Source organism: Ideonella sp. (assembly GCF_041914305.1).
Classification (GTDB): Bacteria; Pseudomonadota; Gammaproteobacteria; order Burkholderiales; family Burkholderiaceae_C; genus Ideonella.
In genome coordinates this window covers 119,363-137,450 of record NZ_JAYSDQ010000007.1, presented here as the reverse complement: position 1 = coordinate 137,450, position 18,088 = coordinate 119,363, and the positions used below count along the sequence as shown (strand labels likewise).

12 protein-coding genes are annotated in these 18,088 nt (G+C 69.5%); 6 read left to right on the top strand and 6 right to left on the bottom strand.

Translation table 11 applies throughout. From position 1 onward, the window contains the following. Positions 1–105: 105 nt before the first annotated feature. Together ACE3SG_RS11480 and ACE3SG_RS11475 are read left to right on the top strand one after the other, a co-directional pair. Positions 106–2,307: a prolyl oligopeptidase family serine peptidase gene (locus tag ACE3SG_RS11480; RefSeq protein ID WP_374565078.1), complete on the top strand. Its 2,202-nt coding sequence runs from the start codon at positions 106–108 to the stop codon at positions 2,305–2,307. Positions 2,308–2,405: 98 nt separating this feature from the next. After that, positions 2,406–3,368 (top strand): hypothetical protein, encoded by a 963-nt coding sequence (locus ACE3SG_RS11475; protein ID WP_374565076.1) that lies wholly within the window; start codon positions 2,406–2,408, stop codon positions 3,366–3,368. Positions 3,369–3,429: 61 nt separating this feature from the next. Here ACE3SG_RS11475 and ACE3SG_RS11470 read toward each other — a convergent pair whose 3' ends face one another. From ACE3SG_RS11470 to ACE3SG_RS11460, 3 genes are all read right to left on the bottom strand, one after another. Continuing rightward, complete coding sequence (locus ACE3SG_RS11470) at positions 3,430–5,712, bottom strand: ATP-binding protein (protein ID WP_374565075.1); 2,283 nt, start codon at positions 5,710–5,712, stop codon at positions 3,430–3,432. A gap of 7 nt (positions 5,713–5,719) precedes the next feature. Then, positions 5,720–6,514 (bottom strand): substrate-binding periplasmic protein, encoded by a 795-nt coding sequence (locus ACE3SG_RS11465; protein ID WP_374565073.1) that lies wholly within the window; start codon positions 6,512–6,514, stop codon positions 5,720–5,722. Positions 6,515–6,715: 201 nt separating this feature from the next. Then, positions 6,716–8,578 (bottom strand): phosphoenolpyruvate carboxykinase (GTP), encoded by a 1,863-nt coding sequence (locus ACE3SG_RS11460; RefSeq protein WP_374565071.1) that lies wholly within the window; start codon positions 8,576–8,578, stop codon positions 6,716–6,718. A 404-nt stretch (positions 8,579–8,982) separates the two neighbouring features. Here ACE3SG_RS11460 and ACE3SG_RS11455 point away from each other — a divergent pair, with 404 nt between their 5' ends. Beyond that, positions 8,983–10,686: a diguanylate cyclase gene (locus ACE3SG_RS11455; RefSeq protein WP_374565070.1), complete on the top strand. Its 1,704-nt coding sequence runs from the start codon at positions 8,983–8,985 to the stop codon at positions 10,684–10,686. 94 nt (positions 10,687–10,780) lie between these two features. Continuing rightward, positions 10,781–11,305, top strand: a complete 525-nt coding sequence (locus ACE3SG_RS11450) for an EVE domain-containing protein (protein ID WP_374565068.1) — start codon at positions 10,781–10,783, stop codon at positions 11,303–11,305. Positions 11,306–11,388: 83 nt separating this feature from the next. Here the strand turns inward: ACE3SG_RS11450 and ACE3SG_RS11445 are convergent, their stop codons facing one another. Beyond that, positions 11,389–13,956, bottom strand: coding sequence for a S8 family serine peptidase (locus ACE3SG_RS11445; protein ID WP_374565067.1), 2,568 nt, complete (start codon positions 13,954–13,956; stop codon positions 11,389–11,391). Positions 13,957–14,263: 307 nt separating this feature from the next. Between ACE3SG_RS11445 and ACE3SG_RS11440 the strand changes: the two genes are divergently transcribed. Next, positions 14,264–14,845, top strand: coding sequence for an MOSC domain-containing protein (locus ACE3SG_RS11440; RefSeq protein WP_374565065.1), 582 nt, complete (start codon positions 14,264–14,266; stop codon positions 14,843–14,845). Between the two features lie 81 nt (positions 14,846–14,926). On the opposite strand, the gene ACE3SG_RS11435 is transcribed toward ACE3SG_RS11440, so the two are convergent. Together ACE3SG_RS11435 and ACE3SG_RS11430 are read right to left on the bottom strand one after the other, a co-directional pair. Beyond that, complete coding sequence (locus tag ACE3SG_RS11435; RefSeq protein WP_374565064.1) at positions 14,927–16,423, bottom strand: FAD/NAD(P)-binding protein; 1,497 nt, start codon at positions 16,421–16,423, stop codon at positions 14,927–14,929. A gap of 137 nt (positions 16,424–16,560) precedes the next feature. After that, positions 16,561–17,262, bottom strand: a complete 702-nt coding sequence (locus tag ACE3SG_RS11430) for an MBL fold metallo-hydrolase (protein ID WP_374565062.1) — start codon at positions 17,260–17,262, stop codon at positions 16,561–16,563. A gap of 270 nt (positions 17,263–17,532) precedes the next feature. Between ACE3SG_RS11430 and ACE3SG_RS11425 the strand changes: the two genes are divergently transcribed. Next, positions 17,533–18,000, top strand: a complete 468-nt coding sequence (locus ACE3SG_RS11425; protein WP_374565264.1) for a BON domain-containing protein — start codon at positions 17,533–17,535, stop codon at positions 17,998–18,000. Positions 18,001–18,088: the final 88 nt, after the last annotated feature.

Here is an 18,088-nt window from a genome sequence, read left to right as displayed (position 1 = left end):
CTACGGATGCTAGCTAGCCCGCAGGCCCCAAGGCGACCGACGTAACATCCGGCGCCTGGCCCACCGGCCGCGTTGTTTTCCACGGCACTCACTCGGGAGACCCCCATGCCGCTTCGCAAGATTCCCCTGGCCGCCACGCTGCTGGCCGCCACCCTCAGCGCCCTCGCCGGGCCGCCGCCGACCCCCGTGCACGATGTGACCCAGGTGCTGCATGGCGTGACCGTGCACGACCCCTACCGCGACCTCGAAGACGTCAAGAGCGCGGCCACGCAAGACTGGCTGAAAGCGCAAGGCAGCTACGCCGACAGCGTGCTGGCGACGATGCCCGAGCGCGACGCGCTGGCCAAGCGCATCGACGAGCTGGGCCGCGCCACCGGTGACCTGATCCGCGAGGTCGTGCGCCTGCCGGGCGACCAGCTGTTCTACCTGAAGCGCGAAGCCGGCCATGCGCAGTTCAAGCTCGTGACTCGCAACGGGCTGAGCGGCGCCGAGCGCGTGCTGGTCGACCCCGAGCAGCTGGCGCAGGCCAAGGGCGTGCCGCACGCGATCAACTACTTCGTGCCGTCGTGGAACGGCAAGCTGCTGGCCTACGGCATGTCGGCCGGCGGCTCGGAGGACGCGTCGCTCTACGTGATGGACGTGGCCAGCGGCAAGGCGCTGGGCGAGCCGGTGCCGCGGGTGCACGAGGGCCTGGTGCACTGGACGCCGGACAGCCGCGCGCTGAGCTACAACCAGATCCGCGACCTGCCGGCCGGCAGCCCGCCGACCGAGACCTTCCTCGACACCACGGTCTTCCTGCTGCAGGCGGGCGCCGAGGCGAAGACCGCCAAGCCGCTGTTCGGCCCGCTGGTCAACAAGGCGCTCAAGCTCGACCGGCTCGACGTGGCCGGCGTGACCTTCGACCCCAGCAGCCGCTACATGCTGGCGCGCACCACCGACACCACGGTGCAAGAAGGCAAGCTCTTCGTCGCGCCGGTGGCCGACCTGGGCAAGCCGCAGATCGGCTGGCGCCAGGTCAGCGCGTTCGACGACGGCGTCACCGATGTGCGCCTGTTCGGCAACACGCTGTACCTGCGCACGCACAAGGGTGCGCCGCGCGGGCGCTGGCTGTCGCTGGACCTGGCCAAGGGCCAGACCGTGGCCAACGCCAAGACCGTGATCGACGAACCCTCCGAAGGGGTGCTGAAGGGGCTGGTGATCGGCAAGGGCGGCACGCTGTACGCCGAGCTGTCACGCGGCTTCAGCACCCGCACCTGGCGCTATGCGCCGGGCCAGGCGCCGGCAGACATGGCCCCGGGCCGCGTCGGCAGCACCTTCACGATCGACGACCCGGCCCATGCCTTTGCCGACGTGTGGCTGCTCAGCAGCGCCTGGACCGAGCCGGCGCGCGTGCTGCGCAGCATGGGTGCCGACAAGCCGCCGGTCGACACCGGTTTGCTGCAGATCCGCGTGCCGCCCGGCACGCCGGCGCTGACGGTCAGCGAGGTGATGGTGCCCAGCCACGACGGCGTGCAGGTGCCGCTGGCGATCATCCACCGCGCCGACATGAAGCGCGACGTGCCGCACCCGACGCTGCTGGTGGGCTACGGCGCCTACGGCCTGTCGATGGAGGCCTTCTTCAACCCGCGCAGCGTGGCCTGGCTCGAGCGCGGCGGCGTGCTGGCCTATGCCAACGTGCGCGGCAGCGGCGCGCTGGGTGAAGAGTGGCACCGCGCCGGCTTCAAGACGACCAAGCCCAACACCTGGAAGGACGGCATCGCCAGCGCGAAGTACCTGATCGACAAGGGGTACGCGACGACCAAGACGCTGGGCATCTGGGGCACCAGCGCCGGCGGCATCTTCGTCGGCCGCGCGGTCACCGAGGCGCCGGACCTGTTCGCCGCGGCGATCTTCGATGTCGGCATGATGGACACCATCCGCTCGGAAGAGTCGGCCAACGGCATCACCAACATCAGCGAATTCGGCACCGTGAAGGATCCGGTCGAATTCAAGGCGCTGCTGGAGATGAGCACCTACCACCAGATCAGGGACGGCGTGGCCTACCCGGCCGTGATGCTGATCCACGGCATCAACGACCCGCGCGTCGACGTGTGGCAAAGCGCCAAGGCCGGCGCCCGCCTGCAGGCCGCCAGCACCAGCGGCAAGCCGGTGCTGCTGCGCCTGGACGGCCAGGCCGGCCACGGCGTGGGCAGCACCGCGACGCAGCAGGCGAGCAAGCTGGCCGATGTCTATGCGTTCATGCTGTGGCAGTTCGGGCAGGCGACGTCGACCACCGCGGCCGCCACGCCGGCGCCCAAGTCGCCCTGAACTTTTTGACTGGGGGCGGTGAAGGCCGCCCCCCGAAAATCACAAACACCCGCCGGGCCACCGCCCGGACGGGTCAACATCCATCGAGGGATTCTTCCGTGACCTACCCATCATTCGGCCGTGCCCTGGCCGCTTGGGCCCTGTGCGGGCTTGTCTCCAGCGGCGCAGTCGCAGCCGCCGCCCCATCGCCCGCCGAGATCATGGCGCTGTCGAAGTCGCAGTACGAGCAACTGGTGAAAGAGCGGGCCAAGATCCGCGGTGCGGCGCACTCGGTTCAAGGCGACGTTCAGTACGACAACGCCGGCCCGGTCGTGACCCGCCTCGACCTCGCCCCGCTGGTCGACGCCAATCGCTCGGACGCGCAGATCGTCTACAGCTACGCCGCCAAGGACGACCTGTCCGGCGTGCGGTGGCTGGGCTTCGTGCTGCGCGGGCCTTCCGGCCAGGAGCGCACGACCTTCGTCGGGCTGGGGATGCCCCGCACCAAGGTGTCAGGTCGCGGCGCGATGTTTCCCGGCTACACCATGCAGGCCGGCGACTGGAGAGTGACCGAAGTCCGCGGCGAGGATCAGGCCCACAACCTGTTCCAAGTGCCCCCGGACCTTGACGCTCTGGGCAACATGAATGTCGCCGTGAAGAACGACCGTGCCTACGACGCCAAGGCGCCCAAGCTCATCAGCGGCCAGATCCTCACCCCGGTCGTTTCACTGTCGACGCCGCCCAAGGGCCAGGCCTACGGCGGGCCGTTGATCGGCGCATCGGTGGAGCTGGCAGACGTCGGGTCCGCCGGCGTGAACCAGATCGGCTTGACCTTCTGCCTGGACAAGTGGACCTGCAAGAGCACGAACTTCCTGGACAATGAGCTGCTGGGTGCCAAGCGCCTGACCCTGCAACCCTATGTGCAGGTGGAAGAGGATTCATCGCTGGGCGTCTACGAGCTGAAGGAGATCTACCTCTCCGACCTGGCCGGCAACTACACCACGCTGACCAGCGTGCTGTTTGGTGGCAGCACCGATTTCAGCCAATACTTCCCGTCGACGACGATCGAGCTCAAGCCTTGATGCATTGGCGTTGAGCGGCAAAGGCCACCTCGCGGTGGCCTTTTTTTCTTGCGCAGCGCTCTCAGGCGTCCAGCTCGGCCACCTCGTAGGTCCACTCCACGCCGAGTTGCAGGCGGATCTGCTCGAGCAGTTGGTCCTGCTCGATCGGCTTGGTGATGAAGGCATTGACGCCGGCGGCCAGCGTGCGCAGTTGCTGGTCGTGCGAGGCGGTGGCCGACAGCGCGATGATCGACACCGATTGCTGCGCCGGCAGCCGGCGCAGGCGGCGCGTGGCTTCCAGGCCGTCCATCACCGGCATCACGATGTCCATCAGGATCAGCGCGGGCTGCCACGCCTGGGCCAGCGCGACGGCCTGCTCGCCGTCCTCGGCTTCGGCGGTGTCGAAGCCGAGCGAGTTCAACAGGTCGACCAGCATCGCGCGGTTGGTCTCGACATCGTCGACGATCAGCACCTTGCGCCGGGCGCCGAGATAACCGTCGATCATGCGTGTCACCGGCGCCGCGGGCAGGCCCGCCTCGACGGGCAGCGCGATCTCGAAGCCGAACACGGTGCCCTCGCCCAGCGCGCTGCGCAGGTGGATGTCGCCGCCCATCAGCCGCACCAGCTGGCGGCTGATCGCCAGGCCCAGCCCGGTGCCGCCGACGCGCTTGCGCACATCGCCCACCTGCTCGAAGGGCTTGAAGATCGTCTCCCACTGCTCGCTGGCGATGCCGCAGCCGCTGTCCTCGACCTCGAAGTGCAGCCAGGCTTCCGCGCCATCCTTGGCGAAGCCGCGCACACGCAGGCAGACGCGGCCACGCTCGGTGAACTTGACCGCGTTGCCGAGCAGGTTCAGCAGCACCTGGCGCAGGCGCTTCTCGTCGGCGCGCACGACGCGCGGCAGGTTCGGCGCCAGCTCGCTGACGAAGAACAGGCCCTTCTCCTCGACCTTGACGCGGATGATGTCGGCAATGGTCTGCAGGAAGGCCGGCAGGTCGATCGCGGTCGAACACAGTTCGAGCTTGCCGGCCTCGATCTTGGCCAGGTCGAGCACATCGTCGATCAGCATCAGCAGGTGCTTGCCGCTCTGCTCGATCACGTTCAGCCCCGCCAGGTCGCGCCCGGTGAAGCTGCGAAAGCGCTTGAGGATCTGCGCGTAGCCGAGGATGCCGTTCAGCGGCGTGCGCAGCTCGTGGCTCATGTTGGCCAGGAAGCTGCTCTTGGCCTGGTTGGCCACCTCGGCGCGCTCCTTGGCGGCCTGCAGCTCGGCGGTGCGCTCGCGCACCAGCTCTTCCAGCCGCTCGCGGTGCAGCGCCAGGTCGGCCTCGCTGCGCTTGCGCTGGGTGATGTCGCTGGCCAGGCCCTCGATGAACAGCGGCTCGCCCTGCTCGTTGCGCACCACCCGCGCGGTCATCGCGACCCAGATCGTCTGGTTGTCGCGGCGCTGGAACTCGACCTCCCAGCCGACGACCTGGCCGTGCTCGAGCAGCGCGGCGACGAAGGCATCGCGGTCGTCCGCCCGGACGTAGAGCTGGCGGCGGACGTCGGTCATCTGGTGCACCAGCTCGTCCGGGTGGTCGTAGCCGAGCATGCGCGCCATGCCGGGGTTGGCGCTGATGGTGCGGCCGTCGATCGAGGTCTGGAAGATGCCCTCGAGCGCGTTCTCGAAGATGCTGCGGTACTTGGCCTCGCTCTCGCCCAGCTCGCGGGCCTTGGTCTGCAACGCGTTGAACAGCGACTGCAGCGCCTGGCGCGCGGCGTCGAGGCTGTCGCCGAGCTGGCCGAATTCGTCCTTGCGCCGCCACTCGAAGGGCTTGTCGAGTTCGCCGCGCGCGATCATCGTCGACTCCTGCATCAGGCGGCGGATCGGCGCGAGCATGCGCAATTGCAGCAGCGCCACGATCAGCAGCAGGCTGAAGACGAGCTGGCCCGACAGCGTCAGCGCCAGGGCCTTGCGGTTGCTGGCCACCGCGGTGTCGAGCTGGGCGCTGTCCATCTCGACCGTGACCTCGCCGATCACCTTGCCGCGGTAGCTGATCGACCGCGTCATGGTGCGCTGCGTGCCGGTGCGCCGCTGCGGGTACTCGCGCGACAGGAAGACGCCGAACTTGGTGTCGCGGGCAACGACCGAGACCACGCGCTCGTCGGACAGCACCACGTCGAACAGCGGCACCTCGGCCGCGTTCATGTGCCACATCGGCGGCGCCATGTCCAGGCTCATCACCTCGGTGATGCGCTCGAGGTCGGCGTTCAGCTGGCGACTCAGCGCCCGCTCCTGCTGACGCAGCGTGAACACGCTGACGATCGTGGCCGGGACCAGCAGGCCGGCCACCACGGCCAGCACGATCGTCGCGCGCAGCTTCATGAGGGCGTCATCTCGGCGTGGGCACCATGTCGGGCTCGGCCTCGATGCCGGGCGGCGTGTCGCTGGGCAGCCAGCGCGTGTAGATGCGGGCGAAGCTGCCGTCGCGCTTCATCTCGTTCAGCGTCTGCTGCCATTGGCGCACCACGGCATCGGGCGTGCCGCGCGAGAAGGCGATGTAGCTGCTCGTCTTCATGAAGGTGTAGTGGCGGTCGACCTGCGCCATCGTCGCGTCGACCTGCGCCAGCTGGGCCGGCAAGGTCTGGTTGTCGGCCACCATCAGCTGCGCGCGGCCGGTGAGCGCCATGCGCACCATCACATCGGTGTTGGTGACCGCGTCGAGGTTGGCGAAGCCGAGCGCGCGCAGCACCTGGTGCGAGAACCATTCGCGCGGCACGGCGATGACCTCGACCTTGCGCGCGTCGTCGAGGCTGGCCACCTTCAGGTCGGCACCACGGCGGCTGTAGAAGCTGGTGCGCACCGTGGTGACCGGCCCGACCCACTTGAACAAGGGCTCGCGCTCGGGCGTGCGCATCGTGACGAAGAGGCCGACGTTGGGCTCTTCGAGCGCGCTGCGGTAGCCACGCGCCCAGGGCACCACCGTGATCGGCACGCGCGTGCCGGTTCGGCGCAGGATCTCTTCGACCACCTCGGTCGACAGGCCCGCGGCCTGGCCGTCGCGGCTGAAATTGATCGGGGGGTATTCCTCGGTATAGAGGGTGAGATCGGCGCATAGGGCAGCCAGCGGCAGCGCGGCCAGGCACAGCGCAAACACGCGGCCCAGGATCCGGCGCAGCTGGTTCATCCTATCCCCCAGAAGACAAAACGGCCCGTCTTCGGTGGCCGGCACTCCCTGGCTCTGACACAAATCGTAGCACCGCGGGCCAGGCCGTGCCGCCCGGGCCTGCCCCAGGTTCACGGGTCAGAGCCCCAACGACAAAGGCCACCTCGCGGTGGCCTTTTTCTCTTTGTGCGCGCCGACGACGGCGCGCCAGCGGTCAGGGGCTTACTGGCCCAACGCCGTTTCCATCCGCGCCTTGGTGTCTTTCAGCGCTTGCGGCAGGTGGTAGGCCAGCTGCGTGAACAGCTCGTCGTGCAGCTTGAGCTCGTCGCGCCAGGCGGCCGGCGCGGCGTCGATGATCGACTCGAACTTCTCGCGGCTGAAATCCAGGCCGGCCCATTCCAGGTCTTCGTAGCGCGGGCTGATGCCGAAGAAGTGTTCTTCGCCGCCGGCCTTGCCTTCGATGCGCTCGATCATCCACTTCATGACACGCATGTTGTCGCCGTAGCCCGGCCAGACGAACTTGCCGTCGGCACCCTTGCGGAACCAGTTGACGCAGTAGATCTTCGGCAGCGTGTGGCCGGTGGTCTCGAGCTTCTTTTCCATGTCCAGCCAGTGCTGGAAGTAGTCGCTGACGTTGTAGCCTGTGAACGGCAGCATCGCGAACGGGTCGCGCCGCACGACGCCCTGCTGGCCGACGGCCGCGGCGGTCGTCTCCGAGCCCATCGTGGCGGCCATGTAGACGCCTTCCATCCAGTTGCGCGCCTCGGTCACCAGCGGCACGGTGGTCGAGCGGCGGCCGCCGAAGATGAAGGCGTCGATCGCGACACCCGCGGCATCATCCCAGGCCGGGTCCAGCGCCGGGTTGTTGGTGGCGGCCACGGTGAAGCGCGAATTCGGGTGTGCGGCCTTGCGGCCGGTTTCCTTGGCGATCGCCGGTGTCCAGTCCTGGCCCTGCCAGTCGATGCAATGCGCCGGGGCCTCGCCCATGCCTTCCCACCAGACGTCACCGTCGTCGGTCAACGCGACGTTGGTGAAGATCACGTCACGCGTCAGGCTGGCCATGCAGTTCGGGTTGGTCTCGAAGTTGGTGCCCGGGGCCACACCGAAGTAGCCGGCTTCGGGGTTGATCGCGTACAGGCGGCCGTCGGCATGCGGCTTGATCCAGGCGATGTCGTCGCCGATCGTCGTGACCTTCCAGTCGCCCAGGGCCTTGGGCGGGATCAGCATCGCGAAGTTGGTTTTGCCGCAGGCGCTGGGGAAGGCCGCCGCGACGTGGTATTTCTTGCCCGCCGGCGATGTGACGCCGAGGATCAGCATGTGCTCGGCCAGCCAGCCCTGGTCGCGGCCCATCGTCGAGGCGATGCGCAGCGCGAAGCACTTCTTGCCCAGCAGCGCGTTGCCGCCGTAGCCCGAGCCGTAGCTCCAGATCTCGCGCGTCTCGGGGTAGTGGACGATGTACTTGGTCTTGTTGCAGGGCCAGGTCACATCCTTCTGGCCGGCTTGCAGCGGCGCACCGACGGTGTGCACGCAGGGCACGAATTCACCATCGGTGCCCAGCAGCTCGATCACGCGCTTGCCCATGCGCGTCATCGTGCGCATGTTGACGGCCACGTAGGCGCTGTCGGAGAGTTCGACGCCGATGTGGGCGATCGGCGAGCCCAGCGGGCCCATCGAGAACGGCACCACGTACAGCGTGCGGCCCTTCATCGCGCCCTTGAACAGCGCGTTGTCGCCGGTCTGCAGCAGCGCGCGCATTTCGGCCGGGGCCATCCAGTTGTTGGTCGGGCCGGTGTCTTCCTTCTTCTGGCTGCAGATGAAGGTGCGGTCTTCGACCCGCGCCACGTCCGACGGGTCGGAGCAGGCCAGGTAGCTGCCCGGGCGCTTGGCCGGGTTCAGCTTCTTGAAGGTGCCGGCATCCACCAGGCGCTGGCACAGGCGGTCGTACTCTTCTTGGGAGCCGTCACACCAATAGATGTCGGCGGCTTCGGTCAGGGCGGCGATCTCGCTGACCCAGGCGATCAGGCGAGCGTTTTTGACGTAGGCAGGCGCGTTCAAGCGCAGCCCCTCCATGGCGGGACGGTTCACAGGCAATGCTCCAATTTTCAAGACAAGACAAAAGCGAAGACGGAATTGGGCGAGCCTCGTGGCCGGCGCGGCATGCTGCCTGGTCGCCGCGGGGCTCGCCCAATGCCGTGGGCGCGAGGTGTCTTGGCCTGCAAGAGCAACCTTCGGGCCTGGTTACGGCCGGTTTCTCTGCCGGCGCGCTTCACGCGCGCGTCGTGTCGAGGTGGATCACCTGTCAACCCAGTGTAATGGGGCCGTAACCCTGGCGCCTGCCCAATCCATGCAAATCCGGAATAAGGCGATGCGCAGAATGTCTCGATCCCGGGCAGCCTGGGTTTTGCAACACACCGCCACCGGCCCGATCTCAGGTTCGCCCCGGATTGGACGAAAAGCCGAGAGCCCCTTGTTCTGCGGCCCTGCCCCTGATGCTGTCTTCGTTCCGCGCCCGTGTGGCCCTGATCTTCGGCCTGCTGGTCGCCACCCTGAGCGTGGCGATCTCGCTGCTGCTCGGGCAGTCGATCGCCGGCACGGTGCTGCACGAGGAGTCCGACACGCTGGCGACGCTGGGGCGCAACACCGCGATCACCCTGGCCGACGGCCTGGCGGAGCGCATGCGCGAAGTCGAGCTGTTGGCCGCGACGCCACCGGCCGGCGACCCGGCCGGCCCGGACCGCGCCGCCTGGCAGCGCACGCTGGACAACATGCAGCGCTCGCGCCCGCAGTATTCGTGGATCGGCGTGGCCGCGCCCGGCGGCCAGGTGCTGGTCGCGACCGGCAGCCTGCTGGTCGGGCAGGACGTGGCCGGGCGGCCCTGGTTCAAGGCCGGCCAGCAGGGCCTGTTCACCGGCGACGTGCACCAGGCGCTGCTGCTGGCCAAGCTGCTGGGGCCCTCGGCCTCGGGCGAGCCGCTGCGCTTCATCGATTTCGCCGCGCCGCTGAAGAACGCGCAAGGGCAGCTGCAAGGCGTGCTCGGCGTGCACGCCACCTGGGACTGGGGCCGCAGCGTGGCCGAATCTCTGGAGAGCCCGGCCCAGCGCAGCAAGGGCGTCGAGCTGATCATCACCGACAAGAGCGGCCAGGTGATCCACCAGCCGCGCGAGCCCGGCAGCGACGTCAAGCTCGACCTGGCGCGGCAACTGCCCAACGGCAGCGCCGTGGACATGGCCTGGCCCGATGGTGAGCACTACCTCACCGTGGCCACGCCGGTGCCCGCGCGCTCGGCCGCCACCGACCTGGGCTGGACCGTCATCGTGCGCGAGCCGATGCAGGCCGCCACGGCCAGCGCGGCCCAGGCCCGGCGGACGGCGCTGGCGGTCGGCGCACTGGCCGCGCTGCTGGCGATCGCCGTGGCCTGGTGGGCGGCCGGGCGCGTCGCGCTGCCACTGTCGCAGGTGGCGCAGATCGCCAAGCGCATCGAGCAGGGCGAGCTCACCTTGCACATCCCGGCGCTCGGCCCGACCCGCGAGTTGCACGCGCTGTCCACAGCCCTGGAGGGCATGAAGCAGTCGCTGCAGCAGCGCGGCGATGCGCTGGCGCGCGCCAACGCCGAGCTGGAGGCCCGCGTGGCCGCCCGCACGCAAGACCTGGAGCTGGCCAATCAGGAGCTGACCCGCCTGGCCAGCCACGATGCGCTGACCGGCCTGTGCAACCGCCGCGCCGCCGACGAACGCATCGCCTACGAGCTGGCGCGGCACCGCCGCAGCGGCGCACCGCTGGCGCTGCTGCTGATCGATGTCGACCACTTCAAGCGCATCAACGACCAGCACGGCCACGATGCCGGCGACCGGGTGCTCGAAACCGTGGCCGGGCGCCTGGCCCAGCACTGCCGGGCGAGCGATTTCGTCGCCCGCTATGGCGGCGAAGAGTTCTTGCTGCTGCTGCCCGACACCGACGCCGCCGGGGCCGAGGTGGCCGCCAACAAGTTGCGGCTGGCGTTGGCCGAGCCGCTGCCGCCCACGCTCGCCGCGGTCGGGCGCTTGACGGCCAGCATCGGCGTCGCGGCGCCGGCGCAGGACTTCGGCGACGCCGCCGGCGTCTTCAAGGCGGCCGACCAGGCCTTGTACGCGGCCAAGGGCGGTGGCCGCAACCGGGTGGTGCTGGCCACCAAGCACGCGCTCGCCGAGGCGTGAAAGCCCCACGCTGCCGACACTGCTGACACCAGGTTGTCAGCAGGGGGTCGCGAGACTGCCAGGCATCCCCAATGCCTTTCAGAGGAGCGCCCCGATGCAACAGCCGCTGGCCTTGTCGCCCACCCCCACCGCCGGCCGCCCGGCCCCGCAACGCAGTGCCGAGCGTCTGGCTCGACCCGCGTCGCACCAAGGCTGGGTCGGCGTCGTCTCGCGCGAGCATGTGCTGCGCGGCGTGGCCGGCAGCTTCATCCAGCTGAACCACGGCAAGAAGGCGCCGCTGCAGAAGCTGCACGCCGGGGACCGGGTGGCGATCTACTCGCCGCGCACCGCCTACCCCGACGGCGCGCCGCTGCAGTGCTTCACCGCGATCGGCGTGGTGCGCAGCGGCGAGGTCTACCAAGTCGAGATGGCGCCCGATTTCCACCCCTACCGGGTCGATGTGGACTTCGCCACCTGCCGCGAAGCACCGATCCAGCCGCTGATCGAGCGGCTGTCGTTCATCAAGAGCAAGACGCACTGGGGCGCGGCGTTTCGCTTCGGCTACCTGAAGGTGCCGGCCGACGACTTCGCGCTGATCGGCAGCGCGATGAAGGTCGAGTGGCCGAGCCCCGTGGCCTGAACGCCAGAGCGCCGGGCTCAGAAAAAAGCCCCTGCCGGGCCGCGGGGCCTGGCAGGGGCTTGGCTGACGCCTGAAGCCGAGGCTTACGGGCGCGAGATGGTCACGGCCGGCGAGGTCCAGGTTTCCCAGTCCGCCGCGTTGTTGGCATCACCCAGCGCCTTCAGCACCGACACCTTGACCACGTAGGTGCCGTTGGGCACGGGGGTCGGCGTGCCGCCCTTCTTGAAGGTCGTGCCGTCCCAGGTGTAGCCGAAGAAGCCGGTGGCGGTGGAGCTGCGGCCCAGGTAGTTCTCGAGGCTGACGAAGTGCATGCTCTTGTTCGTCACCGCGTCGAAGGCTTCCAGCTTCATCTGGCGCGACTGATGGTCCAGGTGGATCAGGAAGTACGGGATGTCCGTGCCGGCCATCGTGTAGGTGGCGCCGCCCGGTTGGTTGGTGTAGTTCGTGCCATCGAACTTGGCCAGCCACGGGAAGCCGTTGGCCGTCGGGGCCAGCACCTGGATCGACTGGTAGTCGCCCTTGAAGCCGGCGTAAGGCACGCGCAGCGCCTTGCCGTCGGCTTGCGAGGTGGCCACCACGTAGCCGCCGAACAGGCCCTTGTCGGCCAGGCCCGCCGGTGCGGTCACGGTCACGTCGACCGTGGCCGAGCCCTTGGCCGGCACGACCACACTGGCGGCGCTGAAGGCCACCGTGGCGGGCGCGTCGAAGGCCGACACCGTGAAGGTGTTCGGGCCGGTCGCCAGCGCGCTCGAGTGGCTCAGGTCGTAGGTGACGGCGGTGTTGCTGCTGTTCTTGAACGTCAGCGTGCGCGTCACCGGGCCGGCCTGGCTTTCGCCCAGCGCCAGCTCACCCGGCTGGATCAGCGTCGTGGCCTGCGAAGCCTGCACCAGGTCCAGCATGCCGGCGCCTTGGCGGTGCACCTCGTCGAGGTAGCCGAGGTTCGGGTTGCCTTGCCAGTTCTTCGGATCAGCGCTGTTCTGCATGCGGTCACGCATGGTCTTGGCGGTGATCTTCGGGTTGGCCTGCAGCAGCAGCGCGGCGCCACCTGCGGTGTGCGGCGACGACATCGAGGTGCCCGACAGCGTGGCGTAGCCGCCCAGCTCCAGCGGGTAGGTCGAATAGATCGAGCCGCCCGGGGCGCCGATGTTCGGCTTCACGCTCAGGTCGGCGGCCAGGCCGTACGAACTGAAGCTGGAGATCAGGCCACCGGTGAGCTGCGGGAACGAGCCCAGGTCGGCCGACCAGGTCATGTCGACGGCGCCTGCGGCCAGGCGGCTGTCGATCAGCGCGCCTTCGGTGTCGCTCACCGAGACCACCGGGATCGTGATCGCCGGCGTGCCAACGACCGTCGGGCTGATGCGGCCCGGCACGTTGTTGTAGAGCACCACGCCCGCGGCACCGGCCGTCTGGGCGTTGAAGGCCTTCTGGTAGAAGCTGCAGGTGCCGCGGCGGATCAGCGCCACGGTGCCGGTCAGGCTGCCCGGGGTCAGCGCGGTGCAGGCGTCGGCCGTCGAGGCGACGGTGCCGGTGCGCGACATCGGCTGGGTGCCCGAGGTCGGGGCAGCCGGGGCGCCGGTGGCGGGGATGTAGCCGATCGGCGTGCCGTCGGCCGACACCATGAACTCGTTCAGCTTGGCGTGCGTGTTGTCGAACGACGCGACGCCGATCACCTTCTCGCCGACACCCGGCGCGCCCGCGGCGTACAGGCCGCTGGTGCCGCTGTTGCCGATCGAGGCGACCATCACGACGCCAGCCTTGACCAGGCGGTCGGCGGCCTTGGCGCTCGGGTACTCGGGCCACTGGAACGACGAGCCGATCGACTGGTTGACGACCTGCATGCCGTCGGCCAGTGCGCGCTCCATCGCCGCGATCATGATCGCGGAGTCGGTCGAGCCGGTGCAGCCGAACACGCGGTAGGCACCGAAGGTCACCTTCGGTGCGACGCCGGTGACGCCACCATCGGCGCCGACGATGCCGGCGACGTGCGTGCCGTGGCCGGCGCAGTCATCGGGGTTCTCGTCGGGCACCGGGAACGGGTTGGTCACGGCGTCGTAGGCGTCGCCGACGAAGTCGTAGCCGTACTTCACACGCGACGACGGGAACGGCGTGCTGCCCGGGGTGCCGTTGCCGCCCAGGGCCGGGTGGTCGATGTCGACGCCGGTGTCGATGATGCCGACCTTGATGCCTTCACCCTTGATGCCCTGGGCTTGCAGCACGTCGGCACCGGTCATCGCCAGCGCGGTGTCGAGCTGCGGCTGTTCGTCGCCCAGTTGGCGGATCGGCTTCGGCGCCTGGATCACTTCGACCGGGTACATCGCCTTCACGCCGGGCAGGCGGGCGATCTTGGCCCGCTCGGCCGGGCCGGCGACCAGCGACACGCCGTTGAACAGCACGTCGAACGAGTGGCTTTCCTTGAACTTGATGCCGGCGGCCTGAGCGGCCTTGCGGAAGGCGGCCTTCTCGGCGCGCACGGTGGCGAGCTTGGCGCCTTCGATCGTCGGCACGCTGTTGAACTCGACGAACCAGTGGTTCGTTTGCTCGGCGGCCTTGGCCGGCACGGATTGCAGCTGCGCCGCGTGGACTCCCCCCACAACCAGCGTCAGTGCGGCTGCGGCGGCAGTGGCCAGCAGCGTTTTACGAATTTGCTTCACTCACTCGCTCCTCGAAATGCATGGCGGCGGCGGGTGGCCGGACGCCAGCGATGAACAACACGGTCAGACTCGCCGCGGCTTCTGGCCGCAGCGGCCACCAACACGCAACAAGCAAGCCAGCCCGGTGCGCAGAGACAAACGCCCGAGACTTGGCCGTTGGCAAGTCAGAGGCACCGATGCTGGAGACACCCTGTTACCGCGTCGATCGGGCAATCCCATGGCGTTGATGGTTCTTGAAGATTCAGGCAAGCGCCTTGCCATCACCCCACGCCGGCGGCCCCACGCAGCGCCCCGCACAATGGGCCGGATGAAAGTCGTCAGCGTCAACACCGCCCTGGCCCAGAAGGTGCAGATCAACGGCCGCGAGGTGCTCACCGCGATCGGCAAGCGCCCGCGCAGCGGCCCGGTGGCCTACCGGCCGATGGGGATGGAAGGCGACGAGCAGGCTGATCTGTCGGTGCACGGCGGCCTGAGCAAGGCGGTCTACGCCTACCCGCTGGAGCACTACGCGTTCTGGCGCACGGTGCGGGCGCAGGCCCGCGCCGCCGGCTGGGACGACGAGCTGCCGCCGCCCGGCGCGATGGGCGAGAACCTGACCCTCGACGGCCTGAACGAGCGCCACCTGTGGATCGGCGACCAGCTGCGTTTTGCAGACGGCGGCGTGCTGGTGGTCAGCGAGCCGCGTTTTCCCTGCTTCAAGTTCAACGCCGCGATGGGCTTCTCGAAAGCGGCCAAGCTGATGGTCGAGTCGGGCTACTGCGGCGCCTACCTCGCCGTGCTGGAGCCGGGCTCGGTGCAGGCGGGCGACAGCTTCACGCTGCACCCGGGCCCACGCGAGCTGGAGCTGCTGGCGTTGTTTCGCGCCCGCACCAGCGGCAAGAAGTTCTGACCTGCCCCGGCGCGCGACCTGTGCAGCCTATGGGCGGCGAGGCCGCCGGCAAACGCTGAGCTTCACCGTCATGCCCACCGCTCAGGCCGCCGCAGTCACCGGGAGCGCCCGCACCACCTGCTCGGCCACCGAACGGGCGTGCACTCGCAGCTCGGGGATCGCCACCGCTTCCCAGAACTGCGCCTTCAGCATCGGCCCGACGTAGTGCAGACCGGCTTGCGGCCGGCCCTGGGCATCGAGCAGGCGGTGCCGGTCGTCAACGCGCAGGCCCAGGCCCATCGCGTCGACCGCGAGCCGCCCTCGCGCCTGCAGCGCGGCCAGCAGCGAGCCGGGCGGCGTCTGCGCGGCATGGCCGACGCGCGCCGACGGGCCGGTGCAGTTGACGATCGCCGCCACGTGGCGACGCTCGAGCACGCCGGCCGCCGCGCCACGCGGGCGCCACGCCAGGTCCAGGCGGCCGTCGGGGCATGGCGTGATCGCCTGCAGGCGCCCGGCATGCAACTCGACCTGGCCGGCCCGCAGCGCCGCTTGCAGGCGGGTGTGGATGCCGGGGGCGAGGCGGTGGCGGTGGGTGTCCCACCAGGGCTGCAGGTGGCGCAGAAACTGGCGCCGCTCGCGCGCCGACAGGCGTTGCCACAGGCGCGGTGTGCAGGCCCGCAGATTGGCCATCACGTCGCGCCAGTCGTGCCCTTCGGCCTGCGCCAGGGCGGCCCAGCCGCGCACCGCCCGCAGCATGCCGACCAGGCCTCGCGCGTCGGCCAGCGCCTGCGACGGCACCAGGCCCGGCCGCGGGCGGGCTTCCAGGCTGCGGTGCGGCTGCGGCAGCAGGCCGCGGCGCGACAGCATCGTCACCCGGCCGGCGTGGCCGCGGTCTTGCAGCCAGGTCAGCATGTCGATGGCGCTCAGGCCGCTGCCCAGCAGCAGCACCTCGCCGTCTTCGGGCAGCGCGGCCAGCGCGGCGTCGTCCCAGGGCTGGTCGATCAGGCCCGGTGAACCCCAGGCCGGGGCGCCGGCGATGCGCGGCGACTCGGGCGCCAGGTGGCCGGTGGCCAGCACCACCACATCGGCCCGGCAGACACCGCCACCGGCCAGGCGCAGCAGGCTGCCGCCGCGGGCCGTGCGCTCCAGAGCGCTCACGCGGTCGGTCACCGTCTGAACCTGCACGCCGCGGGCGGTGGCCACCTGCTCGGCCGCGGCCAGTGCCTGGGTCAGGTAGTTGCCCAGCAGCATGCGCGGCACGAAATCGGACGCGCTGTAGGCGCCGTACTGGGCGCACAGCCAGTCGATGAAACCGGCTTCGTTGTCGGCGTCCCAGCCCAGGCGGCCGGCCGGCACGTTCAACCAGTGGCTGGCGCAGCGGGTGCCATAGGCCAGGCCGCGGGCGCGGCGGGCGTCAGGCTCGATCAACAGCAGGCGGGCACCGCGGGGCAGCTGGCGCATCAGCTGCATCGCGGTGGCGGCGCCGCTGAAGCCCAGGCCGACGACGGCGACGCAGGGCGACGGGTCGTCGCCGCGGCGGGCGGGCTCGGTCGGCCGCACGGGTTCGGCGGGCGACGCGGCGGGTGTGGAAGCAGGCATGTGGTTCTCCCCAAGCGGGCCCCGCGCCAGTCGCGCCGGGCCCATGGCGGGCATCTTGGCGAGCCCGCGCCTGGGGTCGAACTTATATTTCCGAATAACTATATGCTTATAGTCAACTGCATATAAACAGCTCTCGGTCAGCCCTGCTGCAGCAACCCGGCTTGCTTGTTGGCCGGCACCGCGATGTCGATCAGCTTGGGCCGCGGCAGGTTCAGCCCGGCCATCAGCGCGATGAACTCGTCGCGCGACTTGCCGGCCAGGCGCGGGTTGCCCTCGCGCTCTTCGGCGATGCACGAGACGCGCCGACCCTTGTAGTCATGGCCCGGATAGACCAGCGTTTCGCCCGCCAGCGTGAACAGGCGCTGGGTGATCGCGTCGTACAGCTGGCCGGCGTCGCCGCCCTGGAAATCGGTGCGGCCACAGCCGCCGATCAGCAGCGCGTCGCCGGTGAACAGCTTGTCGCGCCACAGAAAACTCATGCTGCCGGGCGTGTGGCCGGGCGTGGCGATGACGTCCAGGTGCTCGTCACCGAAGCTCAGGTGTTCGCCGTGTGACAGCGCCCATTCATAGCCCTCGGCTTCGCAGGCCAGGCCGACCGCGGTGGTGATGGACGGCCCGTCAGGCAGCGCAGCCTTCAGCGCCGACACGGCAGTGACGTGGTCGGCATGCACATGGGTGTCGAGCAGCCAGCGCAGGCGCAGGCCCAGCTCGGCCAGCAGCGCCAGGTCACGCCCGCGCTGCTCGAGCACCGGGTCGATCAACACCGCCTCGCGCGTGCGATCGCAGGCCAGCAGGTAGGTGAAGGTGGACGAGGTGGGATCGAAAAGTTGACGAAACATGGCGCACCGCACAGGGGGATCGGATGGCGAAGCGTAAACCCGGCGGCGGGCCGGCCGCGAGCGGCGATGCGGCGAACGCCAAAGCAGGTCACGCCCCCTGGTCGGCGCCGATCGATTGAACCGGCCGCCGCCGCAGCGGCACCCACCGCCATCGGGGGCTGACGAATTCACAGCGCAATCCTCAACGATCATCGCGTCGGCCTACCCACCCCCCTAATTTGAGGTACTCTGCAAGCGCTCACAAAACACAAGAGGGATGCCGTGAGTCTGATGAGTTTCGATCGGGAGGCCGGCACCGATTTGCTGGCTGCGAACGCCGCCTCGGCCGCAGGCGATGAGGTCGCTGCCGTGGTCACGCCGGCGGCGCTGTGCCGGGCCATCGAGGCCCGCCTGGGCGCGCTGGGCCTGCGCGCCGAGCATCTGGAGGTGGCCTTCGACCCAGCCCGCTCGACGGTGCGTGTATCGGGCTGCGCCGCCAGCCAGGACACCCGCGAACGCATCCTGCTGTGCTGCGGCAATGTGCGCGGCGTGGCGGCGGTCGACGACCGCATGACGGTGGTGATGCCGTCCGAAGTGTCACGCTGGCGCTTCGTGCAGCCCGGCGACACGCTGGCGCGCATCGCCAGCGATTTGTACCGCGACGCGCGGCGTGAGCAGCATCTGCGCGCCGCGAACCAGCCGCTGATCGGCGAGACCGACGAGTTGCAGCCTGGGTGGTTGTTGCGGGTTCCGGGGTGATGTAGCCCCCACGGCCCTTCCAGGGCTTGCCCCCCGAGGGGGCTCGCGCAGCGGAGTGGCAAAGCCAGATCCGCGCACGCCACTTGGG

Coding starts and splice junctions, on each gene's coding strand:
- ACE3SG_RS11435 (WP_374565064.1), bottom strand. CDS start 16,423: ATGCCTGCTTCCACACCCGCCGCGTCGCCCGCCGAACCCGTGCGGCCG.
- ACE3SG_RS11480 (WP_374565078.1), top strand. CDS start 106: ATGCCGCTTCGCAAGATTCCCCTGGCCGCCACGCTGCTGGCCGCCACC.
- ACE3SG_RS11430 (WP_374565062.1), bottom strand. CDS start 17,262: ATGTTTCGTCAACTTTTCGATCCCACCTCGTCCACCTTCACCTACCTG.
- ACE3SG_RS11465 (WP_374565073.1), bottom strand. CDS start 6,514: ATGAACCAGCTGCGCCGGATCCTGGGCCGCGTGTTTGCGCTGTGCCTG.
- ACE3SG_RS11455 (WP_374565070.1), top strand. CDS start 8,983: ATGCTGTCTTCGTTCCGCGCCCGTGTGGCCCTGATCTTCGGCCTGCTG.
- ACE3SG_RS11440 (WP_374565065.1), top strand. CDS start 14,264: ATGAAAGTCGTCAGCGTCAACACCGCCCTGGCCCAGAAGGTGCAGATC.
- ACE3SG_RS11450 (WP_374565068.1), top strand. CDS start 10,781: ATGCAACAGCCGCTGGCCTTGTCGCCCACCCCCACCGCCGGCCGCCCG.
- ACE3SG_RS11470 (WP_374565075.1), bottom strand. CDS start 5,712: ATGAAGCTGCGCGCGACGATCGTGCTGGCCGTGGTGGCCGGCCTGCTG.
- ACE3SG_RS11425 (WP_374565264.1), top strand. CDS start 17,533: ATGAGTTTCGATCGGGAGGCCGGCACCGATTTGCTGGCTGCGAACGCC.